At 37.2% G+C, this 14,737-nt stretch carries 11 protein-coding genes and 2 pseudogenes; 2 read left to right on the forward strand and 11 right to left on the reverse strand.

Annotated features, from left to right (window positions below; genetic code table 11):
* Positions 1–860: pseudogene (locus ACFINU_RS03065) on the reverse strand (hemagglutinin repeat-containing protein); the annotation flags it as partial.
* 6 nt (positions 861–866) lie between these two features.
* Here ACFINU_RS03065 and ACFINU_RS03070 point away from each other — a divergent pair.
* On the forward strand, positions 867–1,091 hold the full coding sequence (locus tag ACFINU_RS03070; RefSeq protein WP_375618013.1) for a hypothetical protein: 225 nt from the start codon (positions 867–869) through the stop codon (positions 1,089–1,091).
* A 410-nt stretch (positions 1,092–1,501) separates the two neighbouring features.
* Here ACFINU_RS03070 and ACFINU_RS03075 read toward each other — a convergent pair whose 3' ends face one another.
* The 5 genes and pseudogenes from ACFINU_RS03075 to ACFINU_RS03095 form a co-directional block, all read right to left on the reverse strand.
* Entirely contained in the window at positions 1,502–2,383 is an 882-nt protein-coding gene (locus ACFINU_RS03075; protein ID WP_375618014.1) for an outer membrane protein, read from the reverse strand.
* 183 nt (positions 2,384–2,566) lie between these two features.
* Positions 2,567–3,356, reverse strand: a pseudogene (locus ACFINU_RS03080) (outer membrane protein).
* Between the two features lie 377 nt (positions 3,357–3,733).
* Positions 3,734–4,567, reverse strand: a complete 834-nt coding sequence (locus ACFINU_RS03085) for a porin (RefSeq protein ID WP_375618015.1) — start codon at positions 4,565–4,567, stop codon at positions 3,734–3,736.
* Between the two features lie 334 nt (positions 4,568–4,901).
* A complete protein-coding gene (locus ACFINU_RS03090) occupies positions 4,902–5,735 on the reverse strand; it encodes an outer membrane protein (RefSeq protein WP_375618016.1) in 834 nt (277 codons plus the stop codon).
* A 1,521-nt stretch (positions 5,736–7,256) separates the two neighbouring features.
* Entirely contained in the window at positions 7,257–7,586 is a 330-nt protein-coding gene (locus ACFINU_RS03095) for a hypothetical protein (protein ID WP_375667358.1), read from the reverse strand.
* Between the two features lie 978 nt (positions 7,587–8,564).
* Between ACFINU_RS03095 and ACFINU_RS03100 the strand changes: the two genes are divergently transcribed.
* Positions 8,565–8,693 carry a hypothetical protein gene (locus tag ACFINU_RS03100; RefSeq protein WP_375618018.1) on the forward strand — a complete coding sequence of 43 codons (129 nt, stop codon included), beginning with the start codon at positions 8,565–8,567 and terminating at the stop codon, positions 8,691–8,693.
* A 72-nt stretch (positions 8,694–8,765) separates the two neighbouring features.
* Here ACFINU_RS03100 and ACFINU_RS03105 read toward each other — a convergent pair whose 3' ends face one another.
* The 5 genes from ACFINU_RS03105 to ACFINU_RS03125 form a co-directional block, all read right to left on the reverse strand.
* A complete protein-coding gene (locus ACFINU_RS03105) occupies positions 8,766–9,386 on the reverse strand; it encodes a ribonuclease D (RefSeq protein WP_375618019.1) in 621 nt (206 codons plus the stop codon).
* Positions 9,379–10,773: a M20/M25/M40 family metallo-hydrolase gene (locus ACFINU_RS03110; RefSeq protein WP_375611787.1), complete on the reverse strand. Its 1,395-nt coding sequence runs from the start codon at positions 10,771–10,773 to the stop codon at positions 9,379–9,381. Before ACFINU_RS03110 ends, ACFINU_RS03105 begins: the two co-directional genes overlap by 8 nt.
* An 83-nt stretch (positions 10,774–10,856) precedes the next feature.
* Positions 10,857–11,732, reverse strand: a complete 876-nt coding sequence (mutM, locus tag ACFINU_RS03115; protein ID WP_375618020.1) for a bifunctional DNA-formamidopyrimidine glycosylase/DNA-(apurinic or apyrimidinic site) lyase — start codon at positions 11,730–11,732, stop codon at positions 10,857–10,859.
* A gap of 275 nt (positions 11,733–12,007) precedes the next feature.
* Positions 12,008–13,255, reverse strand: a complete 1,248-nt coding sequence (locus ACFINU_RS03120) for an aminopeptidase (protein WP_375618021.1) — start codon at positions 13,253–13,255, stop codon at positions 12,008–12,010.
* A 177-nt stretch (positions 13,256–13,432) separates the two neighbouring features.
* On the reverse strand, positions 13,433–14,266 hold the full coding sequence (locus tag ACFINU_RS03125; protein WP_375618022.1) for a cell wall hydrolase: 834 nt from the start codon (positions 14,264–14,266) through the stop codon (positions 13,433–13,435).
* Between the last annotated feature and the right edge of the window lie 471 nt (positions 14,267–14,737).

Raw genomic sequence — 14,737 nt, forward strand, 5'->3', positions numbered from 1 at the left:
GTATCGGACGATTTCTCATGCAAAAAGCCACTTGATGACGATTGTGCTTGCTGATCCAAGTGTTCTTGGGCGCCTTTGATAGTAATCTTTCCCCCAGAGTGAATGGTAATATCCGCTTGTTTCTGTTCTTCTGGTGCTTTCTCTCCTGACCTTTCCTCTGCCTTACCGGCTATGAGCGTCGAGGCGACAACTTCCGTGTTGTTTCCGGAATCAATGGCAATGCCTTCACCCCCTGTTATGCTTGACCCCACAACTTGGCGCACATCCATCTTGTTATGCTCAGATTTGCTGCTACTGAATGCTCCACCGTCTTTATGGTATGACATCTCATAATGTAAGCTATCCTCTGCATTATTGATCAGGACATCGTTGCTGGCTTTCAGCCCTACCTTGCCATCAGCCGCAATGGAACTACCTGTGATGCTAAGATCATGCGGTTTGCCATCCTGCCCCGCAACAACAGTGGTATCACCTCCCGATTTTATCGAAGAGCCAACGGCATGAGAAGCTTGCATATCCACTTTCGTGTTTTTGCCCTGAAGATGATACTCCATTTCATCGTTTCTTACCCCTATTGTTACCTCCCCTTTCGCGCCAAGAGCAACATTACCCTTGGCATCTATATCGGAAGCAGCAATATGGATATCTTTTCCAGAGAGAACAGTGGTATCTTTTCCAGAACTTAAATGAGAGCCATTGTGCACCGCGACATGAAAGGTTTGATCCCCGCGATGGCTATTGGCACTGTTGCGTGTGGCATCAATCGAAACATTCCTCTCAGCTTGTAAGGAAAGATTATCCGTTGCTTGAACATCAGAGCCTAGAATATTCAAATCTTGTCCAGAGAGAAGTGGGCTTGATGTACTTTGAAAAATATTTTTTTAAAACAAATGTGTGAATACACAACAACAAGTGTATTCCGTTTAGGGCGTTCTGTTTTGCATGAGGAGTATGATCCCATTAAAAAATGCAATAAACAAAAATGTAAGACAATGCATCATCTTCATTTTCATTATTTAAAAGACATTACTCTAAATGCTTTTGAAAACCGTAAAGCTAAATTAAAAGAAGATGATAAAGTTGGAAACTAGTTTTTCTTTTTGTAACTTTATATTCTTCTCCAATGAGGCTGTATTCCCGTTTCAGAACTTACTCCAACAGATATATGTAGTACGCTCGCTCTAATCTAGCATATAGAAGTAGACTAAAGTTCGTCACTGATTATGATCTTGTCCTATTTCTGAGATTAATTGAATACTTTTCACTTAAGCGTAAAATGATAGCCGTGATATAAGATTTTATGTAATAAGTAGTTATAAAATCGATACATACTACTAATTGGCCTTTTATAATATAAAACTTTTTTTTAAGCCTTATAATACAAAATGATACCAATAAAAATGAAGGGATTAAGAGAGATAAAATAGAGAGTTAATAAAATAAAGGCCCCGTTAAACGAGGCCTTAGTATTTTTTGTGCTGATAATTTTATTTTTACGAAATTAGAATTTGTAAGCGACACCTACACGGAAGTCATTGGTTTTGTAGTTGAATTCACGTGTATCTTGGGCGAATTTCTTTTTACCAAAATCGGAGTAACGGTATTCTGCACGTAAAAGAACGTTGTCTGTCATTGCAAAGTCAACACCGCCGCCAATAGTGAAACCAACCATTGTCTTCGTGTCATCAGCCCAAGTACCACCAATCAAATCTACATTTTGCTTAACTGGTGGGTTTTCAACCCCATCAGCTTTCTGTTCAACTTTAACTCTCTCTCCTTTTCCTGCAACGGATTGAATGCCCTGTACCTGCGCATAGGCAATACCACCAGCAACATAAGGCATAATACGGTCAACAGCAGCAAAACCGATACGGACACGTGTAGCACCAGACCATTTTTCTTTGTAACTGTGCGTTTCTGTTACCTTGTCACCTTCTGCAAACTGTTGCTGATCTTTTAATTCAACCTTAGCTTTTTCAAGGGCAGCATTAAAATTTGCAGCATCTTCTCCAGTAAGAGTCAATTCACGGGCTTTTTTTGATTCTTCACGGTCTGCCCAAACTGCATCGGTTTCAACACCGAGAATGAGACCATTTCCAAGGTCTACGTTAGATCCGGCATAAATACCAGCCATGAAACCAGAAGGACTAGGTATGTTATCTTTTTTGAAAAGTTCTTTATCTTTTCCTGGAATAGTTACTTTAGTTTTACTCGAAAAGTTGCCAACTTGACCACCAAGATAAAAACCTGTCCAAGAAAACGAAGGGGCTGCTGCGATAACTGCTGGGGCTGTTTCACGAGGGATGATAACATCAGCAGCTTGTGCTGCAGAAGCTGAAATTAAAGCGGCAATAGAAGTTGCTATTAAAGATTTTGTATTCATAATTTTGCTCCTAAATTAACTATCAAACGACCTTACAAGATTACAGATAGAAAAGCTGTAGTAAAAATATCACAATCATACAAATAAAACCCCAGAAAACAGTGGTTTTTTTAAAAGTCAATATCTTTTGTAAATTTAATTTTTTATTAATACTTTTTATTCATAATTGCACTTTTGATGAAATTAGAACTTGTAAGCGATACTTACACGAAAGTCATTGCTTTTGTAGACTAGTTTAAGATAATCCTTTTTAAATTCCTTCTTAGCAAAGTCTAAGTAACAGTATTCCGCACGAAGCAGAATATGATCTGTCATCGCGAAATCTATACCACCACCAAGGATAAAACCCTCCATCGTTTTTGTTTTATCAAATACTGTAGCAGAAACTCTTTACTTGGCTTACCCATTTTCCCAACTTTTTTGTTCCTGAAACTTTACCAACACCTTGTATTTGCGCATAAGCAATACCACCAGCCACATAAGGCATAATGCTGTCAGCGACAGAAAAACCAACACGAACCCGTGTTGCACCAGACCATTTTCTTTGAAACCAATGCGATACACTGCTGTGTCACCCTTTTGAAACTTTTCATTTTCATCCAATGTGACACCAGCATCTTTAAATTTATCATTAAAATCATCAATCACAAGAATCTTTGAGACCGTCTTCGTCTCTCCTCAGTCTGCCCAGACTGCATCGGTTTCAACACCTAGAATGAGAACATTTCCAAGATCTACGTTGGAACCTAAATAAATACCACCGATGAAACCGGAAGGCATAGGTAGTGCATCTTTATCTGAAGTTTTTTCTTTTGTCTCAAAATCAAATACATAAACTTTGACTTGAAAAGTTGCCAACTTAACTACCAAGATAAAAACCTGTCTAAGAACACGAAAGAGCTGTGATAACTGTTGGAGCTGTTTTACGAGGAATGACAATATCAGCAGCTTGTGCCGCAGAAGCTGTAGTCATAGCGATAACAAAAGTTGTTACTAAAGATTTTATATTCGTAAACTTTGCTCCTCATTTATTTACGAGCACAGTATTATACGACTACAAAAAAACGCTGTAGTAAAATGATACAATCATAGGAAACGAAAGCTGACGCAAGCTAAAGTCATTTCATAACTTCACGTTTCATAAGAAATTGTAAGTTACAAGTATGTGTAAATTATTGATTTTATGGCATAATTGTTATCTGTCATTTATAAAAATCTTTTTAAGAAAATCTAAATAATATCTTTTACTCCCCTAATAAATATAGGGTATGTGATAATATAACAACAGAAAAGAATAGAGGCCCTGTCTTTGACAGAGCCTCTTGGAAGTTTATTTCGTTGTTTACGAAATTAGAATTTGTAAGCAACACCTACACGGAAATCATTGGTTTTGTAAGCGAATTTATCCCCGTCCTTTACAAATGCTTTTTTACCAAAGTCTGAGTAACGATATTCTGCACGCAATAGAACATTGTCTGTCATCGCAAAGTCAATACCACCACCTACAGTGAAACCAACCATCGTTTTTGATGCATCAGAAACGGTAGCAGAAGCGATTTCGGCACCTTCAGCTGTCGCTGCCTTAAGAAAATCAACCACTTGCAGCTGCGTATAAGCAATACCACCAGCAACATAAGGCATAATGCGATCAACGGCTGCAAAACCAACACGAACGCGTGTTGCACCAGACCATTTTTCTTTTATAGAGGTGCCCTCTACACGTTTGTCAGTCGCCACGATACCAGTAATAGTTTTTCCTGTAGCAGGTGTAGCTTTAGCTTCTGTAAGCTCATCTTTGAAAGCTTGAAGGCCTGCTCCCCCAATGACTGCTGAATGCGCTTTTGAATCTTCGCGGTCAGCCCAGACTGCATCGGTTTCAACACCTAGAATGAGGCCATTACCAAGATCTACGTTGGAACCTACATAAATACCACCCATGAAACCAGAAGGCTTAGGTGTCCAGTCTTTATCTGTAATTTTCTTTTTTGTTTCTGAATCAACTACATCAACTTTACCTGAAAAGTTACCAACTTGACCACCGATATAAAAGCCTGTCCAAGAAAATGAAGGGGCTGAGATAACTGCTGGGGCTGTTTCACGAGGGATAACAACATCAGCAGCTTGTGCTGCAGAAGCTGCTGCTATAGCGATAACAGAAGTTGTTACTAAAGATTTTATATTCATAAACTTTGCTCCTAATTTATTTATGAGCACAGTGCTACAAGATTACAGAAAGAAAAGCTGTAGTAAAAATGATACAGTCACAGAAAATGGAGGGCACATCCTAGACAAAATCGCTTCATAGCTTGATTTTGTACGAGAAACCTAAAGATATATATATATATAACTTATTGATTTTTAAATGTAATTCTTGTTTGTTGTCTATGATTTTTTTAAGAAAACCTGAATAATATCTTTTCATATCCACAATAAATTATGTATTGTGTGATAATATGGCAACAGAAAATAACAGAGGCGCTGTTAAAGACGGCGCCTCTGTTATTTAACTTATCATCTGTTAAAATTTGTAAGCAACACCAACTCGGAAATCATTGGTTTTGTAAGATGTCTCATATTTATCATTTGAGAATTTCTTTTTCCCAAAATCAGAGTAACGATATTCCGCACGGACAATAACGTTATTGGTCATTGCTAAATCAACACCAGCACCCAGAGTGTAACCAACAAGGGTCTTTGTTTCATCAGACAAGGTACCAGAAGCTATTACTTTGTCTGAATCTTTGCCTGTTATTGAAATCAATGCAGTATCTTGAAGCTGGGTATAAGCGATACCACCAGCAACATAAGGCATAATGCGTTCAGCTGCAAAACCAATACGTACACGTGTCGCACCAGCCCACTTTTCTTTAAAAGTGAAACTGTGGGTTCGTTTAGCACCAGGTTCAAGCGCATCTTTACCAATATTAATTCCAGATTCTGTTAATATCTTCTTAATATAATTTATGTGATTTGGAGCAATAACATATGTGTTTCCTGTCTTCGTATCATCTTTATTAGACCACATGATATCTGTATCAACACCTAGAATAAGGCCATTACCAAGATCAACGTTGGAACCTGCATAAAGACCACCCATGAAACCAGATAGTTTAGGCAAAAGGTCATCAGGTACTGGAATCTTTTTTCCATTACTGAGAATATCCATTTTCGTTTTACCCGAAAAACCACCAATCTGGCCCCCAACATAAAAACCTGTCCAAGAAAAAGTTGGAGCAACAATAACGGGAGCAACAGGTGTTGGACTTGGGGGAACAATAACATCTGCTGCTTGTGCTGCTGAAGCTGAAACAAAAGCGAAAGCAGAAGCTGTTATTAACCATTTCATATTCATATTTTCTCTCCATAGCTGAATATTTATTTGAACACACCATTTCATATAGAGCCCCATCTTCAGATATCTGTAGCAAAAATGATACACTTATAAAAAAAACAAAAAGCCAATCAAAGTACCCTTAATTGCTTGATCTGTAATAAATGAGAATAAAACTATGCCCATGCACAAATGATCTCTTTTCCTCACATTTTCTCTCCTTTATAAATTTTGTAAAAAAACTGCGTCACAATACCCTCCGTGTAAAGCGTGTGCTATTGGAATGAAAATATAATATATTGATTTATAATGAAAAAATATTTTTTAATATTAATTCGTCTGCAATATTGAAGATGTTCTTATCTTAAGCCTTTTTATATTAAAGAAACCAAAACCATCCCCCTGCACCTCACAAACGAGCAAGTGTGTGAATAAATAAAACTATTTAAAAGCTAAAATGCCTCCTATTAATACTCTCAATATTGTAATAATGAAGACCGTTACAATATTGAGAGCAGCTAAATCTAACTGTTCCATTTAAATTCATACAAACAACGTTTTTAGCTTCATTCTTCGCATAACAAAATGTGAATAGCTCTTTGATTGTTTTTTCATCATTGTAAAGAATGCTTATACCGCATAAAACAAGATCTCCACTACCCCATGGACTGCAACAAGATTACATGCAATTTCATTACACTTGCTCTTTGTTTTTAATTTAGGCATTTATGCCTTTTTGACATACTTACCATTTTTTTCTTCTCTCAACCTTATAGTAAATCTTTTCAGAGCTTCAGCCTTATTTGTAGGATATCATTTCATACTCCTTTACAAGACTAAATTGAAAAAAATGCCTAAAGACAGACAACCGGTATGATAAACATTAAAACTTATATAGAAATCTCCTTAAAGCTGAAAAAATGAGAAATCTTTCTTAAAGTTTTCACACCACACCTTGCTTTAAAAATCATGAATTTGACAGAAAAAATATCTAATATTTTGAATCATAGACAAATGAATATTTTATAAATTCTGTAGTCGAAGCATACCATCAAAGATCAAAAGTTTAACATTTTTGTTGCTTCACTCGATTTTGATGAAGTATCCTCTCAGATCCTCTCTGCAAACAGCTTAGTTTCTTGTCGAGAGGATTTTTCTTAACTTCTTACTCATGTGATTCACTTAACTAAAGGCTCTCTCTGGACAAGCCCTACTCTAAAAATACTGATCAAGAAGTTTTATTGCGCTGTATAGTTACGCTTAAAATGACAGTATTTACAGTATAACAGCGTAACCCAAAATCGGGAGGTTATATTTCCAAACCCATGAATTTTGTAACGAGCGATTGCCATTATACAGAGTATTCTTGCACCGAAATCCACCTCCCCATATCTTTTCCAAATAGTACTCTTCACCCCCTCCGTACACAATTATAATACCCTTTGCGAACAACTGCTCCTCCACTTTTCAAATGATAAAAAATATCTTCTCTCTTCAATTCTCGATCATACGTTAGACCTCTTTATGTTGTTTTCTTACTTTTTAATAACTCATTGGACTTCGTCCAAATAAGTCTGGTCGTCTTCCTTTCCCTGATCCTTTTTTAGGCTTTTGAAATCTTTTTTTACCAGAATATGATACAGGTACTAACTTAGCTGCTGTTATGCATTGGTTGTTATGCGTGCAAGAAAGTTCCATTTGAACAACTTCAGAGAAGATCTTGCTCAACTGTTCACTAGAAAAAAGATCTCTAGGAGGAACAAGAGAAGGTATACCCTCTATTAACTTTTGAGAAGACAAGAAAGAAGCACCCTGTGCTACAGAGATTGAAGCAAACGTAGCAAAAGCCGTAATAAAATATTTTATGTTCATAAATTTAACCTCGTATAAATATCCGTAATGGATTTTATCTAGTGTCTTCATTGCAAATTTCCAGAAAAAATAGCATGTTTATAGATAAAAAGTGAGAATCCTCAAAAAACAAGGCTTTGAAGCATTTTAATTTTAAAATAAATGCAAATTGCCCCACTTTACAAACATAGAAATCACTTGTTTGGCAATGCATAAAAGCACAAAATATCGTCTGGGGAGAATAAACTACACAAATGTCATATCAACATATTGATTTATAAATCTCCCCTATTGAATGAGCGCTCTCAGTATCATAAGATTATCTTATTTTAAATTCGCTCATTATACATTAAGCAAAATTATTCGCTTACATGTCATAAATGAGGTTGATATATGGATAAGACTCTTGAAAAAAGGAGTTTTATCTTATAAAGTCATTTAAACGCAAAAGTTAACATTTTAACTTGGTAAAAGCATATTCCTTGCTAACTTGTTTCTAGGTCACTTTCTAGGTGTCGTTCTTTGCATTGTTCAGTATAATCGTGGTTATCTTTATATATTAATCATATAATATATTGATTTATAATGATAATATAGCGTTATCCATATTAAATTAGAACTCCGAATACCATAAAACCCTTTCATTCCAAATCTTCCTCATGTTGAATCAACCAAAACCATTTGTTTGTACATTACAAGTGGGGAAGCCTATGTGGAGTGAAACTGTACAATAAAGGACTAAAAATGCCTTTTATGAAACGTCTCCAGTGCCAAGGGTTGTCGCAAAATTGGGTGTTGGCAAAATGTGTGATAGTAGCGGCTTGTTAACTCTATAAGCGTAAGATGGTAGTGTTCAATAGATTTTATATTGGTATTGGAGGCTTTATCGTTATATCTTTTATGAGCACCGCCGTAAAATGAACTTGGGTGTCGGTTTCTTTACAAAAAGTACATGAATTAGCAACACAAATATATTCCGTTTAGGGCGTTCTGTTTTACATGAAGAACGTAAATCCATTAAAAAAGCATGAGGCAATGCGTAATCTCTATTATTTAACAGACATTGCTTTAAATACTTTTGAAAGTCGTAAAGCAGAATTAAAAATGATGGTAAAGATGAAAGGATAAAATGCCCATAATGTACAAGCATTTTGTCCTCTCACATCAATAATTAACTCCATTTAAAAGCCAATTTTAAAGTTAGCTATGCGCAAAAATATCAACTTCCGCCCATCCTAAAAGATCAAGCCTAGCTCTCATAGGCAAAAATTGAAAGCATGCCTTGGCAACATTTTCTCGCTCTTCACGTCTTAAACGTTCTTCAAATATAACCTTTAAACGATGCAAATATAACACATCCGACGCAGCATATTCAATTTGTGCCTGTGATAACGTTTCTGCCGCCCAATCCGAAGATTGTTGCTGTTTAGAAATATTCACATTCAGCAATTCATTACAAATTTCTTTCAAGCCATGACGATCCGTATAAGTGCGCGTGAGTTTCGAAGCAATCTTTGTACAAAAAATAGCCTCTGGCATAACACCAAATGTATGTGCTAAAATAGCAAGATCAAAACGCCCAAAATGGAATATTTTTACGACTGCTTTATCTTCAAGAAGCTTGACCAAATTAGGTGCATTCTTTTGTCCTTTAGCAATCTGTATAATATCAGCAGTACCATCTCCAGAAGAAAGCTGAACAACGCATAAACGATCACGATGGGGTTGTAATCCTAAAGTTTCAGTATCAATCGCAACAGCATCAGTTTGATAATTATCTAAGTTTGGTAAATCACCTTGATGAACGCGAATCTCAGCCATTTACCCTCCTACTTGCTAAAGCAGCAAGAATACGCGCCCAAGACCGCTGCCCCTTATGAAACGATTTTAAATTATACTTTTCATTAGGAGAATGAATACGGTCATCAGCCAGTCCAAAACCAACCAAAAGAGTTTCCATACCAAGAATTGACCGAAAATCTGCTACAATTGGGATCGAGCCCCCCATGGCTGTCAAGACAGCAGGCACTTCCCACTCTTGTGATAAGGCATCCTTCGCCTCCTTGATAAAAGATGAATCATCAGAAATCTGAAGTGCCGGAGAAGAACCGTGATTCTTAAATTCAACCTTACAATCAGCAGGAATTGAGCTACGTACATAATCACGCAACGCTTGGCGTATTTTCTCTGGATCTTGCTTATGCACCAAACGACACGATACTTTTGCACTCGCTTGAGAAGCAATAACTGTTTTCATCCCTTCCCCTTCATAGCCGCCACTAATACCATTAATTTCCATGGTAGGACGTGCCCATACAAGCTCTAAAATGCTCCGCCCTTTTTCACCAGCTGGAACGGAAAGTCCTATAGGACCAAGAAAATTTTCAGCAGTACAATTAAGTGCATTCCATGATTGTAAAATCTGTGGAGGTGTTTCTTCTACGCCATCATAAAAACCAGGAAGTGTTGCCCTATTATTTTCATCGTGAAGTCCTGCTAAGATTTTCGTTAAAATACGAATGGGGTTAGCTGCTACTCCTCCAAAATAACCAGAATGCAAATCACGATTCGCTGCTGTGATAATAATCTCTTCTGCCATAATTCCCCGAAGAGAAAGAGCAATAGATGGTGTATCCGCATCCCACATTGACGTGTCACAAACTAATGCATAATCTGCCTTAAGTTCATCTGTATTTGCTTTTAAAAAAGGAATAAGGGAAGGAGAAGCACATTCTTCTTCTCCCTCAAATAAAACAGTAACTTTAATAGGAAGCTGCCCTGTTTCTTTCTTAAATGCACGACATGCTTCAATAAAAGTCATCAACTGACCTTTGTCATCTGAAGCTCCACGAGCACAAATAACTTTCTCTCCATCTCTCTCTTTTAAAGAAGGTGTAAATGGATCATCCTCCCATAAACTCAATGGATCAACAGGTTGAACATCATAATGTCCGTAAAACAACACATGCAAACAATCATCTGAAGGTCCTGGATGATGCCCAACAACCATTGGATGCCCCGGCGTATCACGGCGTGAAGCCTCAAAACCGATGCTTTTTAAATCCTCTACTAACCAATCAGCTGCTTTACGACATGCATCCTTGTAAGCCGAGTCTGTAGAAATCGATTGAAAACGTAAAAGAGAAAAAAGGCGTTCAAGGCTCTTCTCTATATTTCCATCAAGATGTGTTAGTACTTTATTCAGCATAAAAAAACCTTTCAAGCCTTGTGTAATTATATTATAGATGCGATGACTTTAAGCCTCTTGTAAGATTTTGCAAGACACCTTATTCATTTTTGACATTGTGAGCAGTAAAAACTTGAACGTCCAGCCTGTAAAATGCGCATAATAGGCGCTCCACATTCCAAACATTGCTTGCCTTCTCGTCCATAAACTGAAAAAGTATGCTGAAAATAACCAAGCGAACCATCTATATGCATATAATCACGTAAAGAAGAGCCACCAGACAAAATGGCTTCAGAAATCACATTGCATATATTTTGTGCTAAAGAATCTGCAAATTCACGTGCACGTGCCGTTTTTGATGCCAATGTAAATGCACCACGTTGTGGAGACAAACGACTCCGCCAAAGTGCTTCGCAAACATAAATATTCCCAAGACCTGCAACAATAGACTGATCAAGTAAAACACCCTTGAGAGACATTTTTTTATTAACAAAAGCCTTTTGTAAATAACGACCAGAAAACGAATTACTCATAGGTTCAAGACCTAGCTTATTTAAAAGTGGATGTTCATAAAGCTTATCCGTATCGACTAAAAGCATAAACCCAAAGCGACGCACATCATTATAAATAAGACGATAAACGTCACCATTCTTTGTCTGAATCTCCATGACAAAATGATCATGTTTAACTAATTTACTTGACGCTGAACAAGCTTTTCTTAAAAAATCATTCTCTATACGCCATGAACCAGACATTCCTAAATGGCTTAAAATCGTTTCATCCTGAGAAAGATGAAATAATAAATATTTCGCACGCCGACCAAGTTCTATAATTGTTCTGCCAATAAGGCGCTCAGAAAAAGCCTCAGGAAAAGGAAAGCGCAAATCTCTACGATTAAGTTTGACAGATACTATCTTTGCATCAGTTACAACGGACTCAAGTCCACGACGAACTGTCTCTACTTCAGGAAGCTCAGGCATTACTCTTCTTTAATAATTATACACTTTCCAATCGTATCTCTGATAAATTGACTTCTTCCCACCCCTCAAAGAACGAAGACTTCCTCTACATCTACTAAACAAATTCTTGATGAGTGGATTTTACTTGGATTCCTACTCATGTGAGTCATTTAACTAAAGGCTTTATGGACAAACCCTGCCTTGAATATATACCACACACTCTAAAATACTTAACGTATCAATGAGGCTTACATACCACCCCACTTCAAATGATGGTGTTTTACGGCATCACAGGATTAAGCCCATTCACCCTTACGAAATACAGGAACTCTTACACCATCTTGAGTAATGCCATCTATATCAATTTCGCCAGAACCAATCATCCAGTCAATATGAATGACACTTTTATTCCCACCACGTGCTGCAATCTCTTCTGACGTCAATGATGCCCCATCTAAAAAACATTTGGAATAACACTGCCCTAAAGCAATATGACATGCAGCATTTTCATCAAATAAGGTATTATAAAAAAGGAGGCCACTCTTAGAAATTGGTGAAGAATGAGGCACAAGGGCAACTTCACCCAACCGGCTTGCACCCTCATCACTTTGCAAAACCTGCTGTAAAATTTCTTGGCCTGTTGATGCACGAGCCTCAACAATACGCCCTGCTTCAAAACGTACTTCAATATTATCAATCAGTATTCCTTGATAGGAAAGGGGCTTTGTTGAGCAAACAAAGCCTTCAACCTTATGAGCATGAGGAGTCGTGAAAACTTCTTCTGTCGGAATATTCGGATTGCAAATAACACCATTTTGAGCAATGGATGCACCACCATGCCATTCATGATCATCTGCCAAACCAACAGTTAAATCAGTCCCTAGCCCTGTAAAGTGTAAGGCAGAAAAACGCTGCTCATTAAGCCAAGATGATCGTTTCTTTAAATTCTCGTTATGGACATTCCACGCCTGCACCGAATCTTCTCCTGTAACACGTGAAGCAGAAAAAATTGCATCGGCTAATTTTTTAATCGCCTCATTAAGTGGTAAAGAAGGAAACATTGCCTCAGCCCATCCTGCTGTTGGATAAGCAACAATCGACCAATTCATAGCAAAATTTGATATTTGCTTGAGTGCCGGCTGGTAAGCTATTGAAGTGGCTTTATTTAAACGTGAAACCTTATCAAAATCCTGATTGGAAAGGAGCAAAGGATTATCACCAACAATCGCTAAACGCGCTGCCCCATTTTCAAAAGCCTTTGCCATTCCCTCATAAAGCCAAGAAGGGGCACAATCAAAACTAGTTGTATGGGCATTTTCAAACCGTGTAAGCGATAACATATCATCACTAAAAATTGGTGTAATGACACCAGAACCAACCTTATAAGCATGATATGCAATACGCCGAACAAAAGGTAATGCTGAAACTGGAGCAGTTAAAACAAGATCCTGCCCCTCTTGTAAATTCAACCCCACTTTCACTGTAATTTCTGCAAGACGATTAAGCATTTCAGACGAAATTGTCTCATGAATATCAAAGTACATTACCAATACCCTTCTTTAAATAGAATGCGTTCTTTATGTCGTCATATTATAAATTGTTTTTCAGATCCTTTGAGTTCGCTTTCTCTACGTATATTTATGCGTATCATTATCGCTAAAATTCACTTAATTCATAAACCGCAATGGGTATATCATCCTTCTTTGGTCATGAAAAACTTACTAGTTCCTGTGTCGTTTTTCTAACATTGCAACAATTGCATTTAACTGATCAGATGAAGGTAAAGCCATAATCGTTTTATTTTCCTCTTTCCTAGCTAGATGTTGAGGTGCATAGGCAGGAATAGGAACTTTATCAAGCTGTACCATAGCAAAAGGAGCAGGATGTGCCGTCTTGGACTGTGCTACTTCTGTCAAAGGAGATGTACTTTTCTCTGCCTTTACTCCCCTACTCTCTAAGCCTTCATCTATAAAGCTTGGCGCGTGACCAGAACGTTCTTGAGCAAAAGCATAAGCAACATCATAAGGGCGATTATTTGTAGGAACTTGAAGTTCTCCATCACGTGATCGTTTTTCATAAAAAGCATTTCCCCCTGCAACCTGAACATAATGCATGTTTTTATACGGAAAAGACAAACCAGCGGTATGAAAAAACTTAGCGTGTTTAACTTTCTTATCTCGTTCACCCCGTAAAACGGCATCAGCCGCCTCTCTTACACGAGCAACAGATGCTTTCTCGGTCATAGGACGCGTTAAAACACCAGGAGCAAATTGCCTATATTGACCAACAACACCACAAATCGTCTTAGGATAGGCGGTTGAATTAACACGATTCATAACAACCGTTCCAACGGCAATCATTCCTTCACGGCTTGTGCGATTTGATTCAAAATACATCGCTCGCATAAGACATTGACGCTCTGTCAATGGATATGTAACCGTTTTTGTCTTATTATTATCTACTTTTCCAGCATCTAAATGACTTGAAGCACATCCCACAACAACTAACGGCACTACACAACAGGTAACAAAAACATTCCAACGATTTTTTTTCATCTTATGCAACACATTCCTATAATCTCTGAGATATTCAAGTCTTGAAATGAGCTTTAAATGTATCTCTCAATAAAGTACATAGCTAATTGTTACCACTCAGTAAAATTTTAATACAAGAGGTAATCAAAAAGTATCTATGCAAAATAAAAAATAAAAAACTATTAATTTGCGGATCGATATTGTTATTCTTCATGGCTCAATATAGGCTATAATAACCCACACGTTTCAATTACAATAAAGTAACACTATCCACTTCTTCTACATACGAAAAAATAATACAGATATCCCCTTAATATAAAATTTTAACAAAATGATCTGAAAGGAAATCCCCTAGAAAACTCCCCTCCTGCCACAATACGAGTGATGATATCATCCAATATACAAATATGTCAAACCAAGAGTTAACAATCTGCCATGCTTCTCTGAAAAAACTCTTTGTTGCTTCTTTGTGCTTTTCCATAGATGGTTATC

The sequence above is a fragment of the Bartonella sp. AC130YNZD genome (genome assembly GCF_042196865.1).
Taxonomy (GTDB): domain Bacteria; phylum Pseudomonadota; class Alphaproteobacteria; order Rhizobiales; family Rhizobiaceae; genus Bartonella.

What these genes read in the sequence shown, in the direction of transcription:
- ACFINU_RS03075 (WP_375618014.1), bottom strand. Translation starts at nt 2,383, where the DNA reads ATGAATACAAAATCTTTAATAGCAACTTCTATTGCCGCTTTAATTTCA.
- ACFINU_RS03085 (WP_375618015.1), bottom strand. Translation starts at nt 4,567, where the DNA reads ATGAATATAAAATCTTTAGTAACAACTTCTGTTATCGCTATAGCAGCA.
- ACFINU_RS03090 (WP_375618016.1), bottom strand. Translation starts at nt 5,735, where the DNA reads ATGAATATGAAATGGTTAATAACAGCTTCTGCTTTCGCTTTTGTTTCA.
- ACFINU_RS03095 (WP_375667358.1), bottom strand. Translation starts at nt 7,586, where the DNA reads ATGAACATAAAATATTTTATTACGGCTTTTGCTACGTTTGCTTCAATC.
- ACFINU_RS03100 (WP_375618018.1), top strand. Translation starts at nt 8,565, where the DNA reads ATGAAGAACGTAAATCCATTAAAAAAGCATGAGGCAATGCGTAATCTC.
- ACFINU_RS03105 (WP_375618019.1), bottom strand. Translation starts at nt 9,386, where the DNA reads ATGGCTGAGATTCGCGTTCATCAAGGTGATTTACCAAACTTAGATAAT.
- ACFINU_RS03110 (WP_375611787.1), bottom strand. Translation starts at nt 10,773, where the DNA reads ATGCTGAATAAAGTACTAACACATCTTGATGGAAATATAGAGAAGAGC.
- mutM (WP_375618020.1), bottom strand. Translation starts at nt 11,732, where the DNA reads ATGCCTGAGCTTCCTGAAGTAGAGACAGTTCGTCGTGGACTTGAGTCC.
- ACFINU_RS03120 (WP_375618021.1), bottom strand. Translation starts at nt 13,255, where the DNA reads ATGTACTTTGATATTCATGAGACAATTTCGTCTGAAATGCTTAATCGT.
- ACFINU_RS03125 (WP_375618022.1), bottom strand. Translation starts at nt 14,266, where the DNA reads ATGAAAAAAAATCGTTGGAATGTTTTTGTTACCTGTTGTGTAGTGCCG.